Raw genomic sequence first — 18516 nt, forward strand, 5'->3', positions numbered from 1 at the left:
GTTCAGTAGAGATGTGTGAGGAGTATGATATCTATCGTCAATGTTATTGTGGCTGCGTCTATGCAGCCCAAGCCCAGAATATTGACCTGGTTCAAGTTAAGAAGGACGCCACAGCATTCTTGTTGGATAAGGATGTTGAGAAAGACATTTATAGTAGATTGAAACTAGAATAGTACACCTCTAATTCTAAAACATTGTTAGAAATCGGTTTGACTGTCCTGATCTATTCGTCCTATTCTTATTTCATTTTACTATATTTTGGTGCAATAAGTGAAAAGTAGTCCGAATAATATAAGGATTGATTTTATTGTTTTTAAACTCAAATGAATTGAAACAAAGAGAGTAGGAAAATTCTCATCTGAAAGTATTTTAGAATAATTCTCTTCGTGAATTTCTTCAAAACAGATAGCTTTATCTTAGGTAGGTGTTAATTGGATTTCGTAAGCTCTATTCACAATCGTAAAGTTATGCACTGAGAAAGTTGTAGTTAGTCTCCCAGTTTGCTAAATTTCTCGAATAGTATCTTTTTTAGGTATGTGATTTCTTTTTTGCATTTTCGTGTTAGATAAGGTATAATGGTTTTACTGTCTTTTGGGGTCGTTACGGATTCGACAGGCATTATGAGGCATATTTTGCGACTCGTGTGGCGACGTAAACGCTCAGTTAAATATAACTGCAAAAAATAACACTTCTTACGCTCTAGCTGCCTAAAAACCAGCAGGCGTGACCCGATTTGGATTGCTCGTGTTCAATGACAGGTCTTATTATTAGCGAGATACGATTGAGTCTTGTCTAGCGGCTTGATAAGAGATTGATAGACTCGCAGTTTCTAGGCTTGAGTTATGTGTCGAGGGGCTGTTAAACTAATACATAACCTATGGTTGTAGACAAATATGTTGGCAGGTGTTTGGACGTGGGTTCGACTCCCACCGGCTCCATTATTCCTTTGCATTCCTTGGTAAAACGTTGTTAAATCAACGTTTTTTGTTTTTGTCTTTGGTATTCCTTTGCATTCTTTTGCTAAAAAAGGAGTCACAAACAGAGCCTAAAACAGACCCTATTTTTAAAAAAGGGATACAAAAAAAGGATACAACATTTGTTGCATCCTAGAAATCTATGTACTTCGTAAAGCGTTCTCCGATTCGAGTATTCCTCTGCATGCTTTAGTAAATATAGGATTTTTTGTAGTTACTTCCCTAATTGGACCTCTAATTGTTCTTTATCTGAGAAGTTCAAAATGTTAATACCATACTCTTGTAGAGCGATTTGATGGTCATCTTTGATATTATTATACCCTTCATCGCTTACAATGATATACAACTGTTCTGTATCTCCATATTCTTTTCTACGGTATTCAGATGTATCTAACCAACTAGCTAAGATAGTATCAACTTGTTGTTTGGTTATGTTATTGTGAACTCTGGCTATTTTTGAAATACCTTTACTCATAAACACAAAATTAAAGCGGTGTTCTAAACGAGATTTACCTGCAATTGAGAAAGCTGGAAAGACTGTGTAATGCTCATTTTTCATGAAGTAAGATTTAACATCGTCTAAAAATTGAGATTTAATATTGTTAGGTGTTAGCTGAATAAAGTCATAAACATTCATCAGCAATTGTGTCATATCATGTATGACTTGTCCTAGATGTTCTTTACCAGTCGTCCGTTCGATTGCTCCATCGTGTAAATCAAATCCATTAAAGTGGAGAAGTGAGTTAAAGATGTCTTGACGTCGCCCTTTTTTTGTAACATCAATATTATTAATGGATAAATTCCAGATAGTATAACCATCATCTGTAACTGTCAAATGTTTTCCATTGCTTTTTATTGAGAAACCAATAGCTTCACCTAATGGGTCTATAAAAGGAGTAATCACTTCAGTATGAGTATCAGTCACATCGTTAAAAACAGCGTTTTCTTTTATGTAATTTAGATAGGTATTTTTGATATCAGTAGCATTCATGATATTCTCCTTTCTTTATAGGGTGATTATAACAAATCCTCTTGTATATTAATTGCTATATTTTCAGGATTGTTCACATTGGTATAGTCAAGCAAATTATCAAGCATATTCAGGAAGTCATCAGTGTTAAGAATATCTTCATAAGGTAGTGGATAGGCTTTGTAATGAGTTGTTTCATCCCCTTTTTGATAATACTCTTCTTCAGAGAAGATGTTAACTCGATTGCCCCAAACTTTCTCGCCGTTTGCGTTCTTATGGAATTTATTATTTAGATTGATTCGTAAGAGAGTATAGTTGTGTTGAGTTTCCCTTAGATGAAAAACTTTGCTTGTAGTGCTGTAGAAGTAGTTCAAAATAAATCTAGTATCATGCTTGCCAACAAGGTCAATAGTACCTGAACTGCGATTCGTAAGAGTTCGATTGTGTTTATTAGCAATTGCTTTAATTATTTTTATGAGAGCTTTAGCTTCACTATCTGTCAGAAGTAACTCTTTCATATCTTTCCTTTCTACTTTATCTACATTCTAGAGAGTGGAAATCTGAAATGTAGATCAGACAGCGATCCTTCCGTATGCATCTGGTTTCTTAAAGAGAGCTATGATGCCTTGGAAAAGTGCAATAATAGCAGGTATTCCTGTTAAAGATAAAATCAGAAAAAGGAAACCTTTTCCGTTATATCCTGCGTAAAAATGATGTATACCCAATCCGCCTAAGAATAAAGCAAGAATAACATAAACCCACTTATTAACATAATGTACACCCGTAGCGATTTCTTGAGTGTGAACAACTTGTGACTGATTTTGCACAGCGTTGTTTTCATTGACAATGTTAATATTAATTTTGTCGTCTTTTTTATCTTCAACTTTCATGATAATAATCTCACCATCTACTTTATGAATTTCAACTTCGTCACCTAATTTTGGAACAAAATTTAATTCAGATGGATTTATTTTTAAGTACTCTTCATTATGTGAGATTACAACCTCTGCTCCTGTAACTTTAACAACTTTTGACATTTTGTTCTTCCCTTCATTTTACACTCTATAGAATTTCATAATAAGTTTTGATATTTAATTTATCTGTTTTTATAAGTAAAGTATATCAAAAAAAGAACGAAAAGAAAATCTTTTATGGTTTAGTTAAAAAGTAAGAGTTTAAGAAACTGGATTAATTAAACTTGAAGTATTTGAGATTTTGTCTTTTACTGTTTGTAAAATAGTATGAGATAAGAAGGGAGTGGAAAGAATTCATACTCTCTCTAGAACTTGTATATTGAAACGATGTGGAGATTGTAAAGAAATTACAAAATACCCAAAAACTAAGATAGAAATACAAAGTTTTAGGGTATCATGTATTAGATCTGTTTTTCCACGGAAGACATGGGATTCGAACCCACGCACGCTATTACACGCCTACCGCGTTTCCAACACGGCCTCTTAAGCCTCTTGAGTAATCTTCCAATACTTACTTAAATAGTCTACCATAAAGGTCCTTATCTTGCAATAAAAATTCTGTAAATAAGAAAAATGACAGAATTTGAAGGAAAATGATAAAAAATGCTTGACTTTGAAAAAAAGTATGATAGAATGAATGGTGTAAACGATAACAGGAGGTGATTCGGTGTTAAAAACAGAGCGGAAGCAACTGATTTTAGAGGAGTTAAATCAACATCATGTAGTTTCTCTTGAAAAATTAGTTAGTTTGCTAGAAACGTCAGAATCAACGGTTCGAAGAGACTTGGATGAGTTGGAAGCGGAAAACAAGCTTCGTCGCGTGCATGGTGGAGCAGAATTGCCCCATTCCTTGCAAGAAGAAGAAACCATTCAAGAAAAATCTGTCAAAAACCTTCAAGAAAAGAAGTTGCTGGCTCAGAAGGCAGCCTCTCTCATTAAAGAAAAAGATGTCATCTTTATCGATGCTGGAACAACAACTGCTTTTTTGATTCATGAATTGGTCAATAAGAATGTTACAGTTGTGACCAACTCCATTCACCATGCCGCTCAGTTGGTTGAAAAGCAGATTCCAACTGTCATGGTTGGAGGAAACGTCAAGACGGCGACAGATGCTAGTATCGGGGGCGTTGCTCTTAACCAGATTAACCAATTGCACTTTGACCGTGCCTTTATCGGGATGAATGGTGTGGACGATGGCTATTATACGACTCCTGATATGGAGGAGGGAGCTGTGAAGCGTGCTATTTTAGAGAATGCCAAACAGACCTATGTCTTGGTGGATTCGTCTAAGATTGGACAAACTTGCTTTGCCAAGGTAGCTCCACTCAAACGAGCTATTGTTATCACAAGTCAAGGGCATGAGCTCTTGCAGGCTATTAAGGAGAAAACGGAGGTAATAGAAGTATGATTTATACAGTCACACTCAATCCATCCATTGACTATATCGTTCGTTTGGACCAAGTTCAAGTCGGTAGTGTCAATCGTATGGACAGTGATGATAAGTTTGCTGGTGGGAAAGGAATCAATGTCAGTCGTGTCTTGAAACGTTTGGATATACCAAATACAGCGACGGGATTTATCGGAGGTTTTACTGGTAAATTTATCACAGATACTTTGGCTGATGAAGAAATTGAGACACGTTTTGTCCAAGTGGCAGAAGATACTCGTATCAATGTTAAAATCAAAGCAGACCAAGAAACAGAAATCAACGGGACTGGTCCAAATGTCGAACCAGCTCAGCTAGAAGAATTGAAAGCTATTTTATCTAGTCTGACAGCAGAAGATACAGTTGTCTTTGCTGGTTCAAGTGCTAAAAATCTAGGCAACGTCATCTACAAGGATTTGATTGCCTTGACACGCAAGACTGGTGCGCAAGTCGTTTGTGACTTTGAAGGACAGACCTTGATTGATAGCTTGGACTATCAGCCACTTTTGGTCAAACCAAATAATCACGAGCTTGGAGCTATCTTTGGAGTTAAACTCGAAAGTTTAGATGAAATTGAAAAATACGCTCGTCAGTTACTGGCCAAAGGAGCTCAAAACGTCATTATCTCCATGGCTGGGGACGGTGCACTTCTTGTCACATCTGAGGGAGCATACTTTGCTAAACCAATCAAAGGGACAGTCAAAAATTCAGTTGGGGCTGGTGATTCTATGGTCGCTGGATTTACAGGTGAATTTGTCAAATCCAAAGACGCAGTAGAAGCCTTCAAATGGGGAGTAGCTTGTGGAACGGCAACCACCTTCTCAGACGACTTGGCAACGGCGGAATTTATTAAAGAAACATATGAAAAAGTTGAGGTAGAAAAACGATGAAAATTCAAGACCTATTGAGAAAAGATGTTATGTTGCTGGATTTGCAGGCAACTGAAAAAACAGCTGTCATCGAAGAGATGATTAAAAGCTTGACAGACCACGGTTATGTGACAGATTTTGAAACTTTTAAAGAAGGAATTTTGGCGCGTGAAGCCTTGACTTCTACTGGTTTAGGAGACGGTATAGCAATGCCTCACAGCAAAAACGCTGCTGTCAAAGAAGCGACTGTTCTCTTTGCTAAGTCAAATAAGGGTGTTGACTATGAGAGCTTGGATGGAAAAGCAACTGATCTCTTCTTCATGATTGCGGCTCCAGAAGGTGCTAATGACACTCACTTGGCTGCCTTGGCAGAATTGTCTCAATACTTGATGAAAGACGGCTTTGCTGATAAACTTCGTCAAGTAACATCAGCTGACCAAGTCATTGAACTTTTTGACCAAGCTTCAGAAAAAACTGAAGAGCCTGTTCAAGTACCTGCTAATGAAACTGGTGACTTTATCGTAGCTGTTACAGCTTGTACGACAGGTATTGCCCACACTTACATGGCCCAAGAAGCCCTTCAAAAAGTGACTGCTGAAATGGGTGTTGGAATTAAGGTCGAAACCAACGGTGCTAGCGGTGTTGGAAATCAACTAACTGCAGAAGATATCCGCAAGGCTAAAGCTGTTATCATTGCAGCAGACAAGGCGGTTGATATGGATCGTTTCGATGGTAAACCATTGATCAATCGTCCGGTTGCTGACGGTATCCGTAAGACAGAAGAGTTGATCAACTTGGCTCTTTCTGGAGATGCTGAAGTCTACCGTGCTGCTAATGGAGCCAAAGCCGCAACAGCCTCTAACGAAAAACAAAGCCTTGGTGGTGCCTTCTACAAACACTTGATGAGTGGTGTCTCTCAAATGTTACCATTCGTTATCGGTGGTGGTATCATGATTGCCCTTGCCTTCTTGATTGACGGTGCTTTGGGTGTTCCAAATGAAAACCTTGGCAATCTTGGTTCTTACCATGAGTTAGCTTCTATGTTCATGAAAATTGGTGGAGCTGCCTTTGGTTTGATGCTTCCAGTCTTTGCGGGTTATGTTGCCTACTCTATTGCTGAAAAACCGGGTTTGGTAGCAGGTTTCGTGGCTGGTGCTATTGCCAAAGAAGGTTTTGCCTTTGGTAAAATTCCTTATGCCGCAGGTGGTGAAGCAACTTCAACTCTTGCAGGTGTCTCATCTGGTTTCCTAGGTGCCCTTGTGGGTGGATTTATCGCAGGTGCCTTGGTTCTTGCCATCAAGAAATACGTTAAAGTTCCTCGTTCACTCGAAGGTGCTAAATCAATCCTTCTATTGCCACTTCTTGGAACAATCTTGACAGGATTTGTCATGCTAGCTGTTAACATCCCAATGGCAGCAATCAACACTGCTATGAATGATTTCCTAGGCGGTCTTGGAGGAGGTTCAGCTGTCCTTCTTGGTATCGTCCTTGGTGGAATGATGGCTGTTGACATGGGTGGACCAGTTAACAAAGCGGCTTATGTCTTTGGTACAGGTACGCTTGCAGCAACTGTTTCTTCAGGTGGTTCTGTGGCTATGGCAGCAGTTATGGCTGGAGGAATGGTGCCACCACTTGCCATCTTTGTCGCAACTCTTCTTTTCAAAGATAAATTTACTAAGGAAGAACGTAACTCTGGTTTGACAAATATCATCATGGGCTTATCCTTTATCACTGAGGGAGCGATTCCATTTGGTGCCGCTGACCCAGCTCGTGCGATTCCAAGCTTCATCCTTGGTTCAGCAGTAGCAGGTGGCCTCGTTGGTCTTACTGGTATCAAACTCATGGCGCCGCACGGAGGAATCTTCGTTATCGCCCTTACTTCAAATGCTCTCCTTTACCTCGTTGCTGTCTTGGTAGGGGCAATCGTAAGTGGTGTGGTTTATGGTTACCTACGCAAACCCCAAGCATAAAAAATAGATATAAAATGAAAAGATTGGACCGTTTGGTGCAGTCTTTTTCTCTTTTCGAAATGCCTGTGAAATATGGTATAATAGAAAAATGGCAAACAAGAATACAAGTAAAACAAGACGGAGACCGTCTAAAGCAGAACTCGAGAGAAAAGAAGCGATCCAACGGATGTTGATTTCGTTGGGAATCGCGATTTTATTGATTTTCGCAGCTTTTAAATTAGGAGCTGCAGGTATCACTCTTTACAATTTAATTCGCTTGTTGGTGGGTAGTCTAGCTTATCTGGCAATATTTGCCCTATTGATCTATCTCTTCTTTTTCAAGTGGATACGAAAACAGGAAGGACTCTTATCAGGATTTTTCACCATATTTGCTGGCTTGCTCTTGATTTTTGAGGCCTACTTAGTTTGGAAATATGGTTTGGATAAGTCGGTTTTAAAAGGAACCATGGCTCAGATTGTGACGGATTTGACTGGTTTTCGAACGACCAGTTTTGCTGGAGGGGGCTTGATTGGTGTCGCTCTTTATATTCCAACCGCCTTTCTCTTTTCAAATATCGGTACTTACTTTATTGGTTCTATCTTGATTTTAGTGGGTGCCCTCCTAGTCAGTCCTTGGTCTGTTTATGATATTGCTGAATTTTTCAGTAGAGGCTTTGCCAAATGGAGGGAAGGACATGAGCTTCGAAAAGAGGAACGCTTTGTCAAACAAGAAGAAAAAGCTCGCCAAAAGGCTGAGGAAGAGGCTAGATTAGAACAAGAAGAAGCTGAAAAAGCCTTACTCGATTTGCCTCCTATTGATATGGAAACGGGTGAAATTCTGACAGAAGATGTTGTGCTTGACGTTCCTCCTGTTCCAGAAGAAGAGTGGGTGGAACCAGAAATCATCCTGCCTCAAGCTGAACTTGAATTCCCTGAACAGGAAGATGGCTCTGACGATGAAGATGTTCAGGTCGATTTTTCAGCCAAGGAAGCCCTCGAATACAAACTTCCAAGCTTACAACTCTTTGCCCCAGATAAACCCAAAGACCAGTCTAAAGAGAAGAAAATCGTTCGGGAAAATATCAAAATTCTAGAAGAAACCTTTGCTAGCTTTGGTATTAAGGTAACAGTTGAACGGGCCGAAATTGGACCATCGGTGACTAAATATGAAGTTAAGCCAGCAGTGGGTGTACGGGTCAACCGCATTTCCAATCTAGCAGATGACCTCGCTCTAGCCTTGGCTGCTAAGGATGTCCGAATCGAAGCACCTATCCCGGGGAAATCCTTAGTTGGAATCGAAGTACCCAACTCTGAGATTGCGACTGTATCCTTCCGCGAACTATGGGAACAATCTCAAACGAAAGCAGAAAATCTCTTGGAAATTCCTCTAGGAAAGGCGGTTAATGGCACCGCAAGAGCTTTTGACCTTTCCAAAATGCCCCACTTGCTCGTCGCAGGTTCAACAGGTTCAGGGAAGTCAGTAGCTGTTAATGGCATCATTGCTAGTATTCTGATGAAAGCAAGACCCGACCAGGTCAAGTTTATGATGGTGGATCCCAAGATGGTTGAGTTGTCTGTTTACAATGACATTCCTCACCTCTTGATTCCAGTTGTGACCAATCCACGCAAGGCCAGCAAGGCCCTGCAAAAGGTTGTGGATGAGATGGAAAATCGTTATGAACTCTTTGCCAAGGTGGGAGTTCGTAACATTGCAGGCTTTAATGCCAAGGTAGAAGAGTTTAATGCTCAGTCTGAGTACAAGCAGATTCCACTACCACTTATTGTTGTGATTGTGGATGAGTTGGCTGACCTTATGATGGTAGCAAGCAAGGAAGTGGAAGATGCTATTATCCGTCTTGGACAGAAGGCGCGGGCTGCAGGTATCCACATGATTCTTGCAACCCAGCGTCCATCCGTTGATGTCATCTCTGGTCTGATCAAGGCTAATGTCCCATCTCGTGTAGCATTTGCGGTTTCATCAGGAACAGACTCCCGTACGATTTTGGATGAAAATGGAGCAGAAAAACTTCTTGGTCGAGGAGACATGCTCTTTAAACCGATTGATGAAAATCATCCAGTTCGTCTCCAAGGCTCCTTTATCTCGGATGACGATGTTGAGCGCATTGTGAACTTCATCAAGGCTCAGGCAGATGCGGACTACGATGATAGTTTTGAACCAGGTGAGGTTTCTGAAAACGACGGTGAATTTTCAGATGGTGAATCTGGTGGTGACCCGCTCTTTGAAGAAGCCAAGGCTTTGGTAATCGAAACTCAGAAAGCCAGTGCATCTATGATTCAGCGTCGTTTGTCAGTTGGATTTAACCGTGCGACCCGTCTCATGGAAGAGCTTGAGATGGCAGGTGTCATCGGTCCAGCTGAAGGTACCAAGCCAAGAAAAGTATTGCAGCAATAAAAAATAGCTTCTTTCCAAGGTTGGAAGGAGCTATTTTACTGGCTATTGATTACTTTTATACTCTTCGAAAATCTCTTCAAACCACGTCAGCTTTGCCTTGCCGTATATATGTGACTGACTTCGTCAGTCTTATCTACAACCTCAAAACAGTGTTTTGAGCAGCCTACGGCTAGCTTCCTAGTTTGTTCTTTGATTTTCATTGAGTATTATTTTCTGAAGTTGGAGTATTGGGCTGTTTTTCATTTTCAGTGGCAGGTTTACTTGTAGCAGGTGTAGTAGAGTCCTGAGTTGCTGTTTTCTGATCTTCTTTTTTCTCTTCCTTGACGCTAGATTTTGGCGTTTCCTCTTGTTGTGTTTTTTCTTGACTAGTATTATTTTCCTTATTGGGACTAGTATTTTCCTGAGGGGATTCCTTTTGAATTTCTTTGACAATGGTTGTCGTCGGTGTTGTCGTCGGTTCTTTTTTGGTATTTTTATTATTATCCAAGGCATTCATAATCGTGATAGTCGCAGTAATCAAGCCGAGGATACTACCGATAGTAGTAATGGTTTTTTGAAAAACAGTAAAGCCTTTTTTGATATGTTCTGTTTTCGGTTTTGAAGTTCTACGATAGTTAGACATACATTCTCTCCTTTGATTAAAATTTATTATACCGCATTTCTTTAAAAAAAATCTTAAAAAAAGAGGAATTGCCCTTTCTTGTCGCAGGCTCCGTTTCATGATACAATAGAAGGAGTGATTTTAGAAAGCGTGAGAAAACATGATTTACTTTGATAATTCGGCGACGACCAAGCCTTATCCTGAAGCCCTTGAAACCTATATGCAGGTGACTTCAAAAATTTTAGGAAATCCATCTAGTCTCCATCGTTTGGGAGACCAGGCAACACGAATCTTAGATGCTTCTCGCCAACAGATTGCAGATTTAATCGGTAAGAAAAGTGATGAAATCTTCTTTACATCTGGTGGGACAGAAGGAGATAACTGGGTCATCAAGGGAGTAGCATTTGAAAAAGCCCAGTTTGGCAAGCACATCATCGTATCAGCCATTGAACATCCGGCAGTTAAGGAATCGGCTCTCTGGCTGAAAAGTCAAGGATTTGAAGTGGATTTTGCTCCAGTTGATGAGAAAGGATTTGTGGACGTCGAGGCCCTAGCAGTTTTGATACGACCTGATACAATCCTCGTTTCCATCATGGCTGTGAACAATGAAATAGGCTCTATCCAACCTATTGAGGCTATTTCAAAACTATTGGCAGACAAGCCAACTATTACTTTCCACGTTGATGCGGTTCAGGCACTTGCTAAGATTCCAACTGAAAAATATCTGACAGAACGAGTGGATTTCGCGACTTTCTCTGGTCACAAGTTCCACGGAGTTCGTGGTGTTGGTTTTGTCTATATCAAGTCTGGTAAGAAAATTACGCCACTGTTGACTGGTGGAGGTCAGGAGCGTGATTACCGTTCGACAACTGAAAATGTGGCAGGGATTGCAGCGACAGCCAAGGCTCTCCGTTTATCTATGGAAAAGCTAGATACCTTTAGGAGCAAGACTGGGCAGATGAAGGCAGTGATTCGTCAAGCCCTTCTGGACTATCCAGATATTTTTGTCTTTTCAGATGAGGAAGACTTTGCCCCTCATATCCTGACTTTTGGAATCAAGGGTGTTCGTGGTGAAGTCATCGTTCACGCTTTTGAAGACTATGATATTTTCATCTCAACGACCTCTGCTTGTTCGTCCAAGGCTGGGAAACCTGCAGGAACTCTGATTGCCATAGGAGTAGATAAAGATAAGGCCCAGTCAGCTGTGCGTCTTAGCCTAGACCTTGAAAATGATATGAGTCAGGTCGAGCAGTTTTTGACCAAGCTAAAATTAATTTACAACCAAACTAGAAAAGTAAGATAGGAGCATTTATGCAGTATTCAGAAATTATGATTCGCTACGGTGAGCTGTCAACCAAAGGCAAAAACCGTATGCGGTTCATCAATAAACTTCGCAATAATATTTCAGACGTTTTGTCTATCTATCCCCAAGTTAAGGTAAGGGCAGATCGTGACCGTGCCCATGCTTACCTCAATGGAGCTGATTACACAGCAGTAGCAGAATCACTCAAGCAAGTCTTCGGGATTCAAAATTTTTCTCCAGTATATAAGGTTGAAAAATCTGTAGAAGTTTTGAAGTCTTCTGTCCAAGAGATTATGCAGGACATCTACAAGGAAGGCATGACCTTTAAAATCTCTAGCAAGCGTAGCGACCACAACTTTGAACTTGACAGTCGTGAACTCAATCAAACGCTTGGAGGAGCTGTTTTTGAAGCCATTCCAAATGTGCAAGCTCAAATGAAAAGTCCTGACATCAATCTCCAAGTGGAGATTCGAGAAGAGGCAGCCTACCTTTCTTATGAAACCATTCGTGGGGCTGGTGGTTTGCCAGTTGGAACTTCAGGTAAAGGGATGCTTATGTTGTCGGGAGGGATTGATTCACCTGTAGCTGGTTATCTAGCGCTTAAGCGTGGGGTAGATATTGAGGCAGTTCACTTTGCCAGCCCACCTTACACCAGTCCTGGAGCCCTTAAAAAAGCCCAAGATTTGACTCGTAAATTGACTAAGTTTGGGGGCAATATCCAGTTTATCGAAGTTCCTTTTACAGAGATTCAAGAGGAAATCAAGGCTAAAGCGCCAGAAGCTTACTTGATGACTCTAACTCGTCGCTTTATGATGCGGATTACCGATCGTATTCGTGAGGTACGAAATGGTTTGGTTATCATCAATGGGGAAAGTCTAGGTCAAGTAGCCAGTCAAACCCTCGAAAGCATGCAGGCTATTAACGCTGTGACCAACACTCCCATCATTCGTCCTGTGGTTACCATGGACAAGTTGGAAATCATCGATATTGCACAAGAAATTGATACCTTTGACATTTCAATCCAGCCTTTTGAAGACTGTTGTACCATTTTTGCACCAGATCGTCCAAAAACAAATCCTAAGATTAAGAATGCAGAGCAGTATGAAGCACGCATGGATGTTGAAGCTTTGGTTGAGCGAGCAGTTGCTGGAATCATGATTACTGAGATCACACCGCAGGTTGAAAAAGATGAAGTTGATGACTTGATTGATAATCTGCTCTAATCAGAAAACACAAAAGAATAGCGAAAATCAGGAAAGAAAGTTAGTTTTTTCTCTAAAAACAGGTAAAAAAACTGACTTTTTTTCTATTTTTATGATATAATGAGATAAAATTTTGAATATAGAGAGTTTTCTGACAATGAATCAATCCTACTTTTATCTAAAAATGAAAGAACACAAACTCAAGGTTCCTTATACAGGTAAGGAGCGCCGTGTGCGTGTTCTTCTGCCTAAAGATTATGAGAAAGACACGAATCGTTCCTATCCTGTTGTTTACTTTCATGACGGGCAAAATGTTTTTTATAGCAAAGAGTCTTTCATTGGACATTCATGGAAGATTATCCCAGCTATCAAACGAAATCCCGATATCAGTCGCATGATTGTCGTAGCCATTGACAATGATGGTATGGGGCGGATGAATGAGTATGCGGCATGGAAGTTCCAAGAATCTCCTATCCCAGGGCAGCAGTTTGGCGGTAAGGGTGTGGAGTATGCCGAGTTTGTCATGGAGGTGGTTAAGCCTTTTATAGATGAAACTTATCGTACAAAAGCAGACCGCCAGCATACAGCTATGATTGGGTCTTCGCTAGGAGGCAATATTACCCAGTTTATCGGTTTGGAATACCAAAACCAAATTGGTTGCTTGGGCGTCTTTTCATCTGCCAACTGGCTCCACCAAGAAGCTTTTAACCGCTATATCGAGCGCCAGAAACTATCGCCTGACCAGCGTATCTTTATCTATGTGGGAACGGAAGAAGCGGATGATACAGACAAGACCTTGATGGCTGGTAATATCAAACAAGCCTATATCGACTCATCGCTTCGTTATTACCATGATTTGATAGCAGGGGGAGTGCATCTGGATAATCTTGTGCTGAAAGTTCAGTCTGGTGCCATCCATAGTGAAATCCCTTGGTCGGAGAATTTACCAGACTGTATGAGATTTTTTGCAGAGAAATGGTAAGTTAGAAAAGGAGAAAGCCAATGCATATTGAAAACCTTAGCCACTGGAGTGGTCACCTTAACCGTGAAATGTACCTCAATCGTTATGGATATGCTGGAATTCCAGTTGTGGTCTTTGCTTCATCAGGTGGCAGTCACAATGAATACTATGATTTTGGCATGATTGACGCCTGTGCTTCCTTTATCGAGGAAGGCCGTGTCCAGTTCTTTACCCTATCCAGTGTGGACAGTGAGAGCTGGTTGGCTACTTGGAAAAATGGTCACGACCAAGCGGAAATGCACCGTGCCTACGAACGTTATGTGATTGAGGAGGCCATTCCTTTTATCAAGCATAAGACAGGTTGGTTTGATGGCATGATGACGACAGGTTGCTCTATGGGAGCCTATCATGCACTCAATTTCTTCCTCCAGCATCCAGATGTCTTTACCAAAGTGATTGCTCTCAGTGGTGTTTACGATGCACGTTTCTTTGTCGGCGATTACTACAACGATGATGCTATTTACCAAAACTCGCCAGTAGATTATATCTGGAACCAGAACGACGGCTGGTTTATTGACCGTTATCGTCAGGCAGAGATTGTGTTGTGTACGGGTCTTGGTGCCTGGGAACAAGATGGTCTACCATCTTTCTACAAGCTCAAAGAATCCTTTGACCAGAAACAAATTCCAGCCTGGTTTGCTGAATGGGGACACGATGTCGCCCACGACTGGGAATGGTGGCGCAAACAAATGCCTTATTTCCTCGGTCATCTCTATTTATAAAAGGAGTGACCTATGAATTACCTTGTTATTTCTCCCTATTATCCACAAAACTTTCAACAGTTTACCATTGAACTAGCTAATAAAGGCATCACTGTCTTGGGAATTGGCCAAGAACCATACGAGCAATTGGATGAGCCTTTACGCAATAGCCTGACCGAATATTTCCGTGTTGACAATCTTGAGAACATAGACGAAGTCAAACGAGCAGTTGCTTTTCTCTTTTATAAACATGGCCCGCTTGATCGCATCGAGTCTCATAATGAATACTGGCTTGAGCTGGACGCAGCACTCAGAGAGCAATTTAATGTTTTTGGTGCCAAACCAGAGGATATTAAAAAGACGAAATTTAAGTCTGAAATGAAGAAGCTTTTCAAAAAAGCAGGTGTCCCAGTGGTCCCTGGAGCAGTTATCAAGACGGAAGCAGATGTGGATCAAGCTGTGAAAGAAATTGGTCTTCCAATGATTGCCAAACCTGACAATGGAGTGGGAGCGGCCGCCACCTTTAAGCTTGAGACAGAAGACGATATCAATCACTTCAAGTCTGAGTGGGATCATTCAACTGTTTATTTCTTTGAGAAATTTGTCACCTCTAGCGAAATTTGTACCTTTGATGGTCTTGTGGACAAGGATAGTAAAATTGTCTTCTCAACAACCTTTGATTACGCCTATACACCGCTTGATCTCATGATTTACAAGATGGACAATTCTTATTACGTTCTCAAGGATATGGATCCTAAATTACGTAAATATGGTGAGGCAATTGTCAAGGAATTTGGCATGAAAGAACGGTTCTTCCATATTGAGTTCTTCCGTGAAGGGGACGATTACATTGCCATTGAGTACAATAACCGTCCTGCAGGTGGTTTCACTATTGATGTTTATAACTTTGCTCACTCTTTGGATCTCTATCGTGGATATGCTGCTATTGTAGCAGGAGAAGAGTTCCCAGCGTCAGAGTTTGAACCGCAGTATTGTTTGGCTACTTCTCGCCGTGCAAATGCTCACTATGTCTATTCTGAGGAGGACTTGCTTGCCAAATATAGCCAGCAGTTCAAGGTTAAAAAAATCATGCCAGAGGCCTTTGCGGAACTTCAAGGAGATTACCTTTATATGCTGACAACTCCGAGTCGACAAGAAATGGATCAGATGATTGCTGATTTCGGACAACGTCAGGCTTAAGAGACTATCGGATTAAGGAAATTCACTCCCTTAATCCTTTTGTTTTGTCTGATAAAAAATAAGAGCATCCTAACAAGGTAGCTATCATAAAACTTGTTCGATAACTATTTGAAGCAGGATTAGGTGGTCAGAAATTGAATTTTAATATTTCAATTGAGTCATAGTATTATGTTTTTGTATCCTTAAATCAGCTAAAAGGATCCATGACGACACCTATATGATATAGTTTTCAAGATACCAAACAAGTCTATTAAAATATTCAGGTGACGCATAGATATAGTTAATTGAAGCTTTGTTTGAAATCTGATAAAATAATGATATTACTAAGTTTTAAAAACTAAAGAAAAGGGAAGATATGATTACAGGCGAATTAAAAAATAAAATCGATCAGTTGTGGGAAATTCTTTGGACAGAAGGAAATGCAAATCCTTTAACAAATATTGAACAGTTGACTTATCTCTTATTTATGAAAGATTTGGATAGTGTCGAGCTTGGACGTGAAAGTGATGCTGAATTTCTAGGGATTCCTTATGAGGGAGTTTTTCCAAAAGATAAACCTGAATACCGTTGGTCAACTTTTAAAAATATAGGAGATGCTCAGGAAGTTTATCGTTTAATGACTCAGGAGATTTTTCCGTTTATTAAAAATCTCAAGGGGGATACAGATGATACAGCCTTTTCACGATATATGCGAGAAGCTATTTTTCAAATAAATAAACCTGCTACGCTTCAAAAGGCAATTTCTATCTTAGATGTTTTTCCAACTAGGGGATTAGATGTAGATTTTGATAATGACAAACAAAGTATTACTGATATCGGAGATATCTATGAATATCTGTTATCAAAATTGTCGACCGCAGGTAAAAATGGACAGTTCCGTACACCTCGTCACATCATCGATATGATGGTTGAGTTGATGCAACCGACTATCAAAGATATTATCTCAGATCCTGCTATGGGTTCTGCTGGCTTCTTAGTATCTGCTAGCCGTTACTTAAAGCGTAAGAAAGATGAATGGGAAACCAATACAGATAATATCAATCATTTTCATAATCAGATGTTTCATGGAAATGATACGGATACGACTATGTTGAGACTTGGGGCGATGAACATGATGCTACATGGAGTAGAAAATCCACAAATCAGTTACCTTGACTCGCTGTCTCAAGATAATGAAGAAGCCGATAAATATACTTTGGTTTTAGCAAATCCTCCTTTTAAGGGCTCACTTGACTACAATTCAACCTCTAATGACCTTCTTGCAACCGTAAAAACCAAAAAAACAGAATTACTCTTTCTTTCTCTTTTCTTGCGAACTTTAAAACCAGGTGGACGAGCAGCAGTTATCGTACCTGATGGTGTCCTTTTTGGTTCGTCTAAAGCTCATAAAGGAATTCGTCAGGAAATTGTAGAGAACCATAAGCTTGATGCTGTAATTTCAATGCCTAGTGGTGTTTTCAAGCCTTATGCTGGAGTTTCAACTGCCATTCTCATCTTTACAAAAACTGGCAATGGTGGTACTGACAAGGTCTGGTTTTACGATATGAAAGCGGATGGTTTAAGTTTGGATGATAAGCGACAACCGATTAGCGACAATGATATTCCAGATATTATCGAACGCTTTCATCATCTTGAAAAAGAAGCAGAACGTCAGAGAACGGATCAATCTTTCTTTGTTCCAGTTGCTGAGATAAAGGAAAATGATTATGATTTGTCTATCAATAAATATAAAGAGATTGAGTATGAAAAAGTTGAGTATGAACCAACAGAAGTCATCTTAAAGAAAATCAATGATTTAGAAAAAGAAATTCAAGCTGGCTTGGCTGAATTGGAAAAATTACTCAAGTAGGGAGGTGGCTGTATGAAAAAAGTGAAGTTGGGGGAAATCTTATCTCTAAAAAAAGGAAAGAAAGCCACTGTACTTGCTGAACAAACAACTCTAAGCCAACGTTATATTCAAATAGATGATTTAAGAAATAATAATAATTTAAAATTCACTGAAAGTTTAAATATGACTGAAGCACTCCCAGATGATATTCTGATAGCATGGGATGGTGCTAATGCAGGAACAATTGGTTGTGGGTTATCGGGAGCTGTTGGTAGTACAATTACGGTCTTAAAAAAGAATGAGCGATACAAAGAAAAAATTATATCAGATTACTTGGGAGTCTTTTTGGAAAGTAAATCGCAGTATTTACGAGATCATTCAACAGGTGCAACAATTCCTCATTTAAACAAGAATATATTACTTAATTTACAATTAGAATTGCTAGGTATCGAGGAACAAGAGAACATTATCTGTATTCTTAATACGATTAAAAGGCTTATTACTAAAAGAAAATTGCAGTTAGATGAACTAAACTTGCTCGTCAAATCCCGATTTAACGAGATGTTTGGGGATTTTTATACTACATTATTCCCCAAATATAAAATAGGTGAAAAATTTGAAGTTTCTAGTGGAAGTACACCATCAAGAGATAATAAATTATATTGGGATAGCGGAACGATTAATTGGGTAAAAACAACTGAGGTAATAAATAGAGAAATTACGGAAACTGAGGAAAAAATCACAAAATTTGCTTTAGAAAATACATCTCTTAAACTTTTTCCAGTTAATACAATATTAATTGCTATGTATGGTCAAGGACAAACAAGAGGAAGAAGTGCAATCCTCAAAGTTGAATCTACTAGCAACCAAGCATGTGGGGCTATATTTCCAAATAAAATAGACAATCCAGTTTTTATTTGGCATCAATTAATGCTAAGGTATAGCGAATTACGAGAACTTGGACGAGGAGGAAATCAACCTAATTTAAACGGTCAACTGATTAAAAATTTTGAACTGATTTTCCCCCCACTAGCCCTCCAAAATGAGTTCGCAGACTTTGTAGCCCAGGTCGACAAATCACAATT

The 18516-nt window shown here is 39.7% G+C and carries 16 protein-coding genes, 1 tRNA gene and 1 other RNA gene; 13 read left to right on the plus strand and 5 right to left on the minus strand.

The genetic code is table 11. The annotated features are described in order from the left end of the window. Both HT691_RS05810 and ssrA read left to right on the plus strand, forming a co-directional pair. Positions 1 to 173 (plus strand): epoxyqueuosine reductase QueH (locus tag HT691_RS05810; protein WP_345890403.1); only part of this gene is annotated, 173 nt, incomplete at its 5' end. Between the two features lie 420 nt (positions 174 to 593). Further along, positions 594 to 941, plus strand: a transfer-messenger RNA (tmRNA) gene (ssrA, locus tag HT691_RS05815). Between the two features lie 247 nt (positions 942 to 1188). Here the strand turns inward: ssrA and HT691_RS05820 are convergent. The 4 genes from HT691_RS05820 to HT691_RS05835 form a co-directional block, all read right to left on the minus strand. Then, positions 1189 to 1965, minus strand: a complete 777-nt coding sequence (locus tag HT691_RS05820; RefSeq protein ID WP_050222948.1) for a DUF1828 domain-containing protein — start codon at positions 1963 to 1965, stop codon at positions 1189 to 1191. A 26-nt stretch (positions 1966 to 1991) separates the two neighbouring features. Further along, positions 1992 to 2462, minus strand: a complete 471-nt coding sequence (locus HT691_RS05825) for a hypothetical protein (RefSeq protein ID WP_023936167.1) — start codon at positions 2460 to 2462, stop codon at positions 1992 to 1994. Between the two features lie 54 nt (positions 2463 to 2516). Beyond that, positions 2517 to 2981: a TM2 domain-containing protein gene (locus tag HT691_RS05830; protein WP_023936165.1), complete on the minus strand. Its 465-nt coding sequence runs from the start codon at positions 2979 to 2981 to the stop codon at positions 2517 to 2519. A gap of 355 nt (positions 2982 to 3336) precedes the next feature. Further along, a tRNA-Ser gene (locus HT691_RS05835) sits at positions 3337 to 3424 on the minus strand. Positions 3425 to 3585: 161 nt separating this feature from the next. Between HT691_RS05835 and HT691_RS05840 the strand changes: the two genes are divergently transcribed. The 4 genes from HT691_RS05840 to HT691_RS05855 all read left to right on the plus strand — a co-directional run bounded on the left by HT691_RS05840 (position 3586) and on the right by HT691_RS05855 (position 9575). Continuing rightward, the gene (locus tag HT691_RS05840; RefSeq protein WP_000920642.1) at positions 3586 to 4326 is read left to right on the plus strand and encodes a DeoR/GlpR family DNA-binding transcription regulator; all 741 of its coding nucleotides are present in this window, start codon (positions 3586 to 3588) and stop codon (positions 4324 to 4326) included. Further along, positions 4323 to 5234 (plus strand): 1-phosphofructokinase, encoded by a 912-nt coding sequence (gene pfkB / locus HT691_RS05845; RefSeq protein ID WP_023932863.1) that lies wholly within the window; start codon positions 4323 to 4325, stop codon positions 5232 to 5234. Before HT691_RS05840 ends, pfkB begins: the two co-directional genes overlap by 4 nt. Next, positions 5231 to 7183, plus strand: coding sequence for a fructose-specific PTS transporter subunit EIIC (locus HT691_RS05850; RefSeq protein ID WP_138707757.1), 1953 nt, complete (start codon positions 5231 to 5233; stop codon positions 7181 to 7183). The genes pfkB and HT691_RS05850 overlap by 4 nt, the downstream gene beginning before the upstream one ends. Positions 7184 to 7271: 88 nt before the next feature. Further along, a complete protein-coding gene (locus HT691_RS05855) occupies positions 7272 to 9575 on the plus strand; it encodes a DNA translocase FtsK (RefSeq protein WP_023932865.1) in 2304 nt (767 codons plus the stop codon). A gap of 196 nt (positions 9576 to 9771) precedes the next feature. Here the strand turns inward: HT691_RS05855 and HT691_RS05860 are convergent, their stop codons facing one another. After that, positions 9772 to 10197, minus strand: a complete 426-nt coding sequence (locus HT691_RS05860) for a DUF6556 family protein (RefSeq protein ID WP_031222983.1) — start codon at positions 10195 to 10197, stop codon at positions 9772 to 9774. A gap of 139 nt (positions 10198 to 10336) precedes the next feature. Between HT691_RS05860 and HT691_RS05865 the strand changes: the two genes are divergently transcribed. The 7 genes from HT691_RS05865 to HT691_RS05895 form a co-directional block, all read left to right on the plus strand. Next, positions 10337 to 11479: a cysteine desulfurase family protein gene (locus tag HT691_RS05865; protein WP_023932867.1), complete on the plus strand. Its 1143-nt coding sequence runs from the start codon at positions 10337 to 10339 to the stop codon at positions 11477 to 11479. 8 nt (positions 11480 to 11487) lie between these two features. Then, positions 11488 to 12702, plus strand: coding sequence for a tRNA uracil 4-sulfurtransferase ThiI (gene thiI, locus HT691_RS05870; protein WP_050208648.1), 1215 nt, complete (start codon positions 11488 to 11490; stop codon positions 12700 to 12702). 136 nt (positions 12703 to 12838) lie between these two features. Further along, entirely contained in the window at positions 12839 to 13663 is an 825-nt protein-coding gene (locus HT691_RS05875; RefSeq protein WP_172925289.1) for an alpha/beta hydrolase, read from the plus strand. Positions 13664 to 13683: 20 nt separating this feature from the next. Then, positions 13684 to 14424, plus strand: coding sequence for an esterase family protein (locus HT691_RS05880; protein WP_023932869.1), 741 nt, complete (start codon positions 13684 to 13686; stop codon positions 14422 to 14424). 12 nt (positions 14425 to 14436) lie between these two features. Further along, positions 14437 to 15603 (plus strand): carbamoyl phosphate synthase large subunit, encoded by a 1167-nt coding sequence (locus tag HT691_RS05885; protein ID WP_054392701.1) that lies wholly within the window; start codon positions 14437 to 14439, stop codon positions 15601 to 15603. Positions 15604 to 15958: 355 nt separating this feature from the next. Then, positions 15959 to 17452 (plus strand): N-6 DNA methylase, encoded by a 1494-nt coding sequence (locus HT691_RS05890; RefSeq protein ID WP_000627748.1) that lies wholly within the window; start codon positions 15959 to 15961, stop codon positions 17450 to 17452. A gap of 12 nt (positions 17453 to 17464) precedes the next feature. Beyond that, positions 17465 to 18516 (plus strand): restriction endonuclease subunit S (locus HT691_RS05895; RefSeq protein WP_172925290.1); only part of this gene is annotated, 1052 nt, incomplete at its 3' end.

The sequence above is a fragment of the Streptococcus sp. 477 genome (assembly GCF_013277295.1).
Classification (GTDB): domain Bacteria; phylum Bacillota; class Bacilli; order Lactobacillales; family Streptococcaceae; genus Streptococcus; species Streptococcus pseudopneumoniae.

What these genes read in the sequence shown, in the direction of transcription:
- thiI (WP_050208648.1), top strand. Translation starts at nt 11,488, where the DNA reads ATGCAGTATTCAGAAATTATGATTCGCTACGGTGAGCTGTCAACCAAA.
- HT691_RS05855 (WP_023932865.1), top strand. Translation starts at nt 7,272, where the DNA reads ATGGCAAACAAGAATACAAGTAAAACAAGACGGAGACCGTCTAAAGCA.
- HT691_RS05825 (WP_023936167.1), bottom strand. Translation starts at nt 2,462, where the DNA reads ATGAAAGAGTTACTTCTGACAGATAGTGAAGCTAAAGCTCTCATAAAA.
- HT691_RS05875 (WP_172925289.1), top strand. Translation starts at nt 12,839, where the DNA reads ATGAATCAATCCTACTTTTATCTAAAAATGAAAGAACACAAACTCAAG.
- HT691_RS05830 (WP_023936165.1), bottom strand. Translation starts at nt 2,981, where the DNA reads ATGTCAAAAGTTGTTAAAGTTACAGGAGCAGAGGTTGTAATCTCACAT.
- HT691_RS05850 (WP_138707757.1), top strand. Translation starts at nt 5,231, where the DNA reads ATGAAAATTCAAGACCTATTGAGAAAAGATGTTATGTTGCTGGATTTG.
- HT691_RS05860 (WP_031222983.1), bottom strand. Translation starts at nt 10,197, where the DNA reads ATGTCTAACTATCGTAGAACTTCAAAACCGAAAACAGAACATATCAAA.
- HT691_RS05880 (WP_023932869.1), top strand. Translation starts at nt 13,684, where the DNA reads ATGCATATTGAAAACCTTAGCCACTGGAGTGGTCACCTTAACCGTGAA.
- HT691_RS05885 (WP_054392701.1), top strand. Translation starts at nt 14,437, where the DNA reads ATGAATTACCTTGTTATTTCTCCCTATTATCCACAAAACTTTCAACAG.
- HT691_RS05820 (WP_050222948.1), bottom strand. Translation starts at nt 1,965, where the DNA reads ATGAATGCTACTGATATCAAAAATACCTATCTAAATTACATAAAAGAA.
- HT691_RS05890 (WP_000627748.1), top strand. Translation starts at nt 15,959, where the DNA reads ATGATTACAGGCGAATTAAAAAATAAAATCGATCAGTTGTGGGAAATT.
- pfkB (WP_023932863.1), top strand. Translation starts at nt 4,323, where the DNA reads ATGATTTATACAGTCACACTCAATCCATCCATTGACTATATCGTTCGT.
- HT691_RS05865 (WP_023932867.1), top strand. Translation starts at nt 10,337, where the DNA reads ATGATTTACTTTGATAATTCGGCGACGACCAAGCCTTATCCTGAAGCC.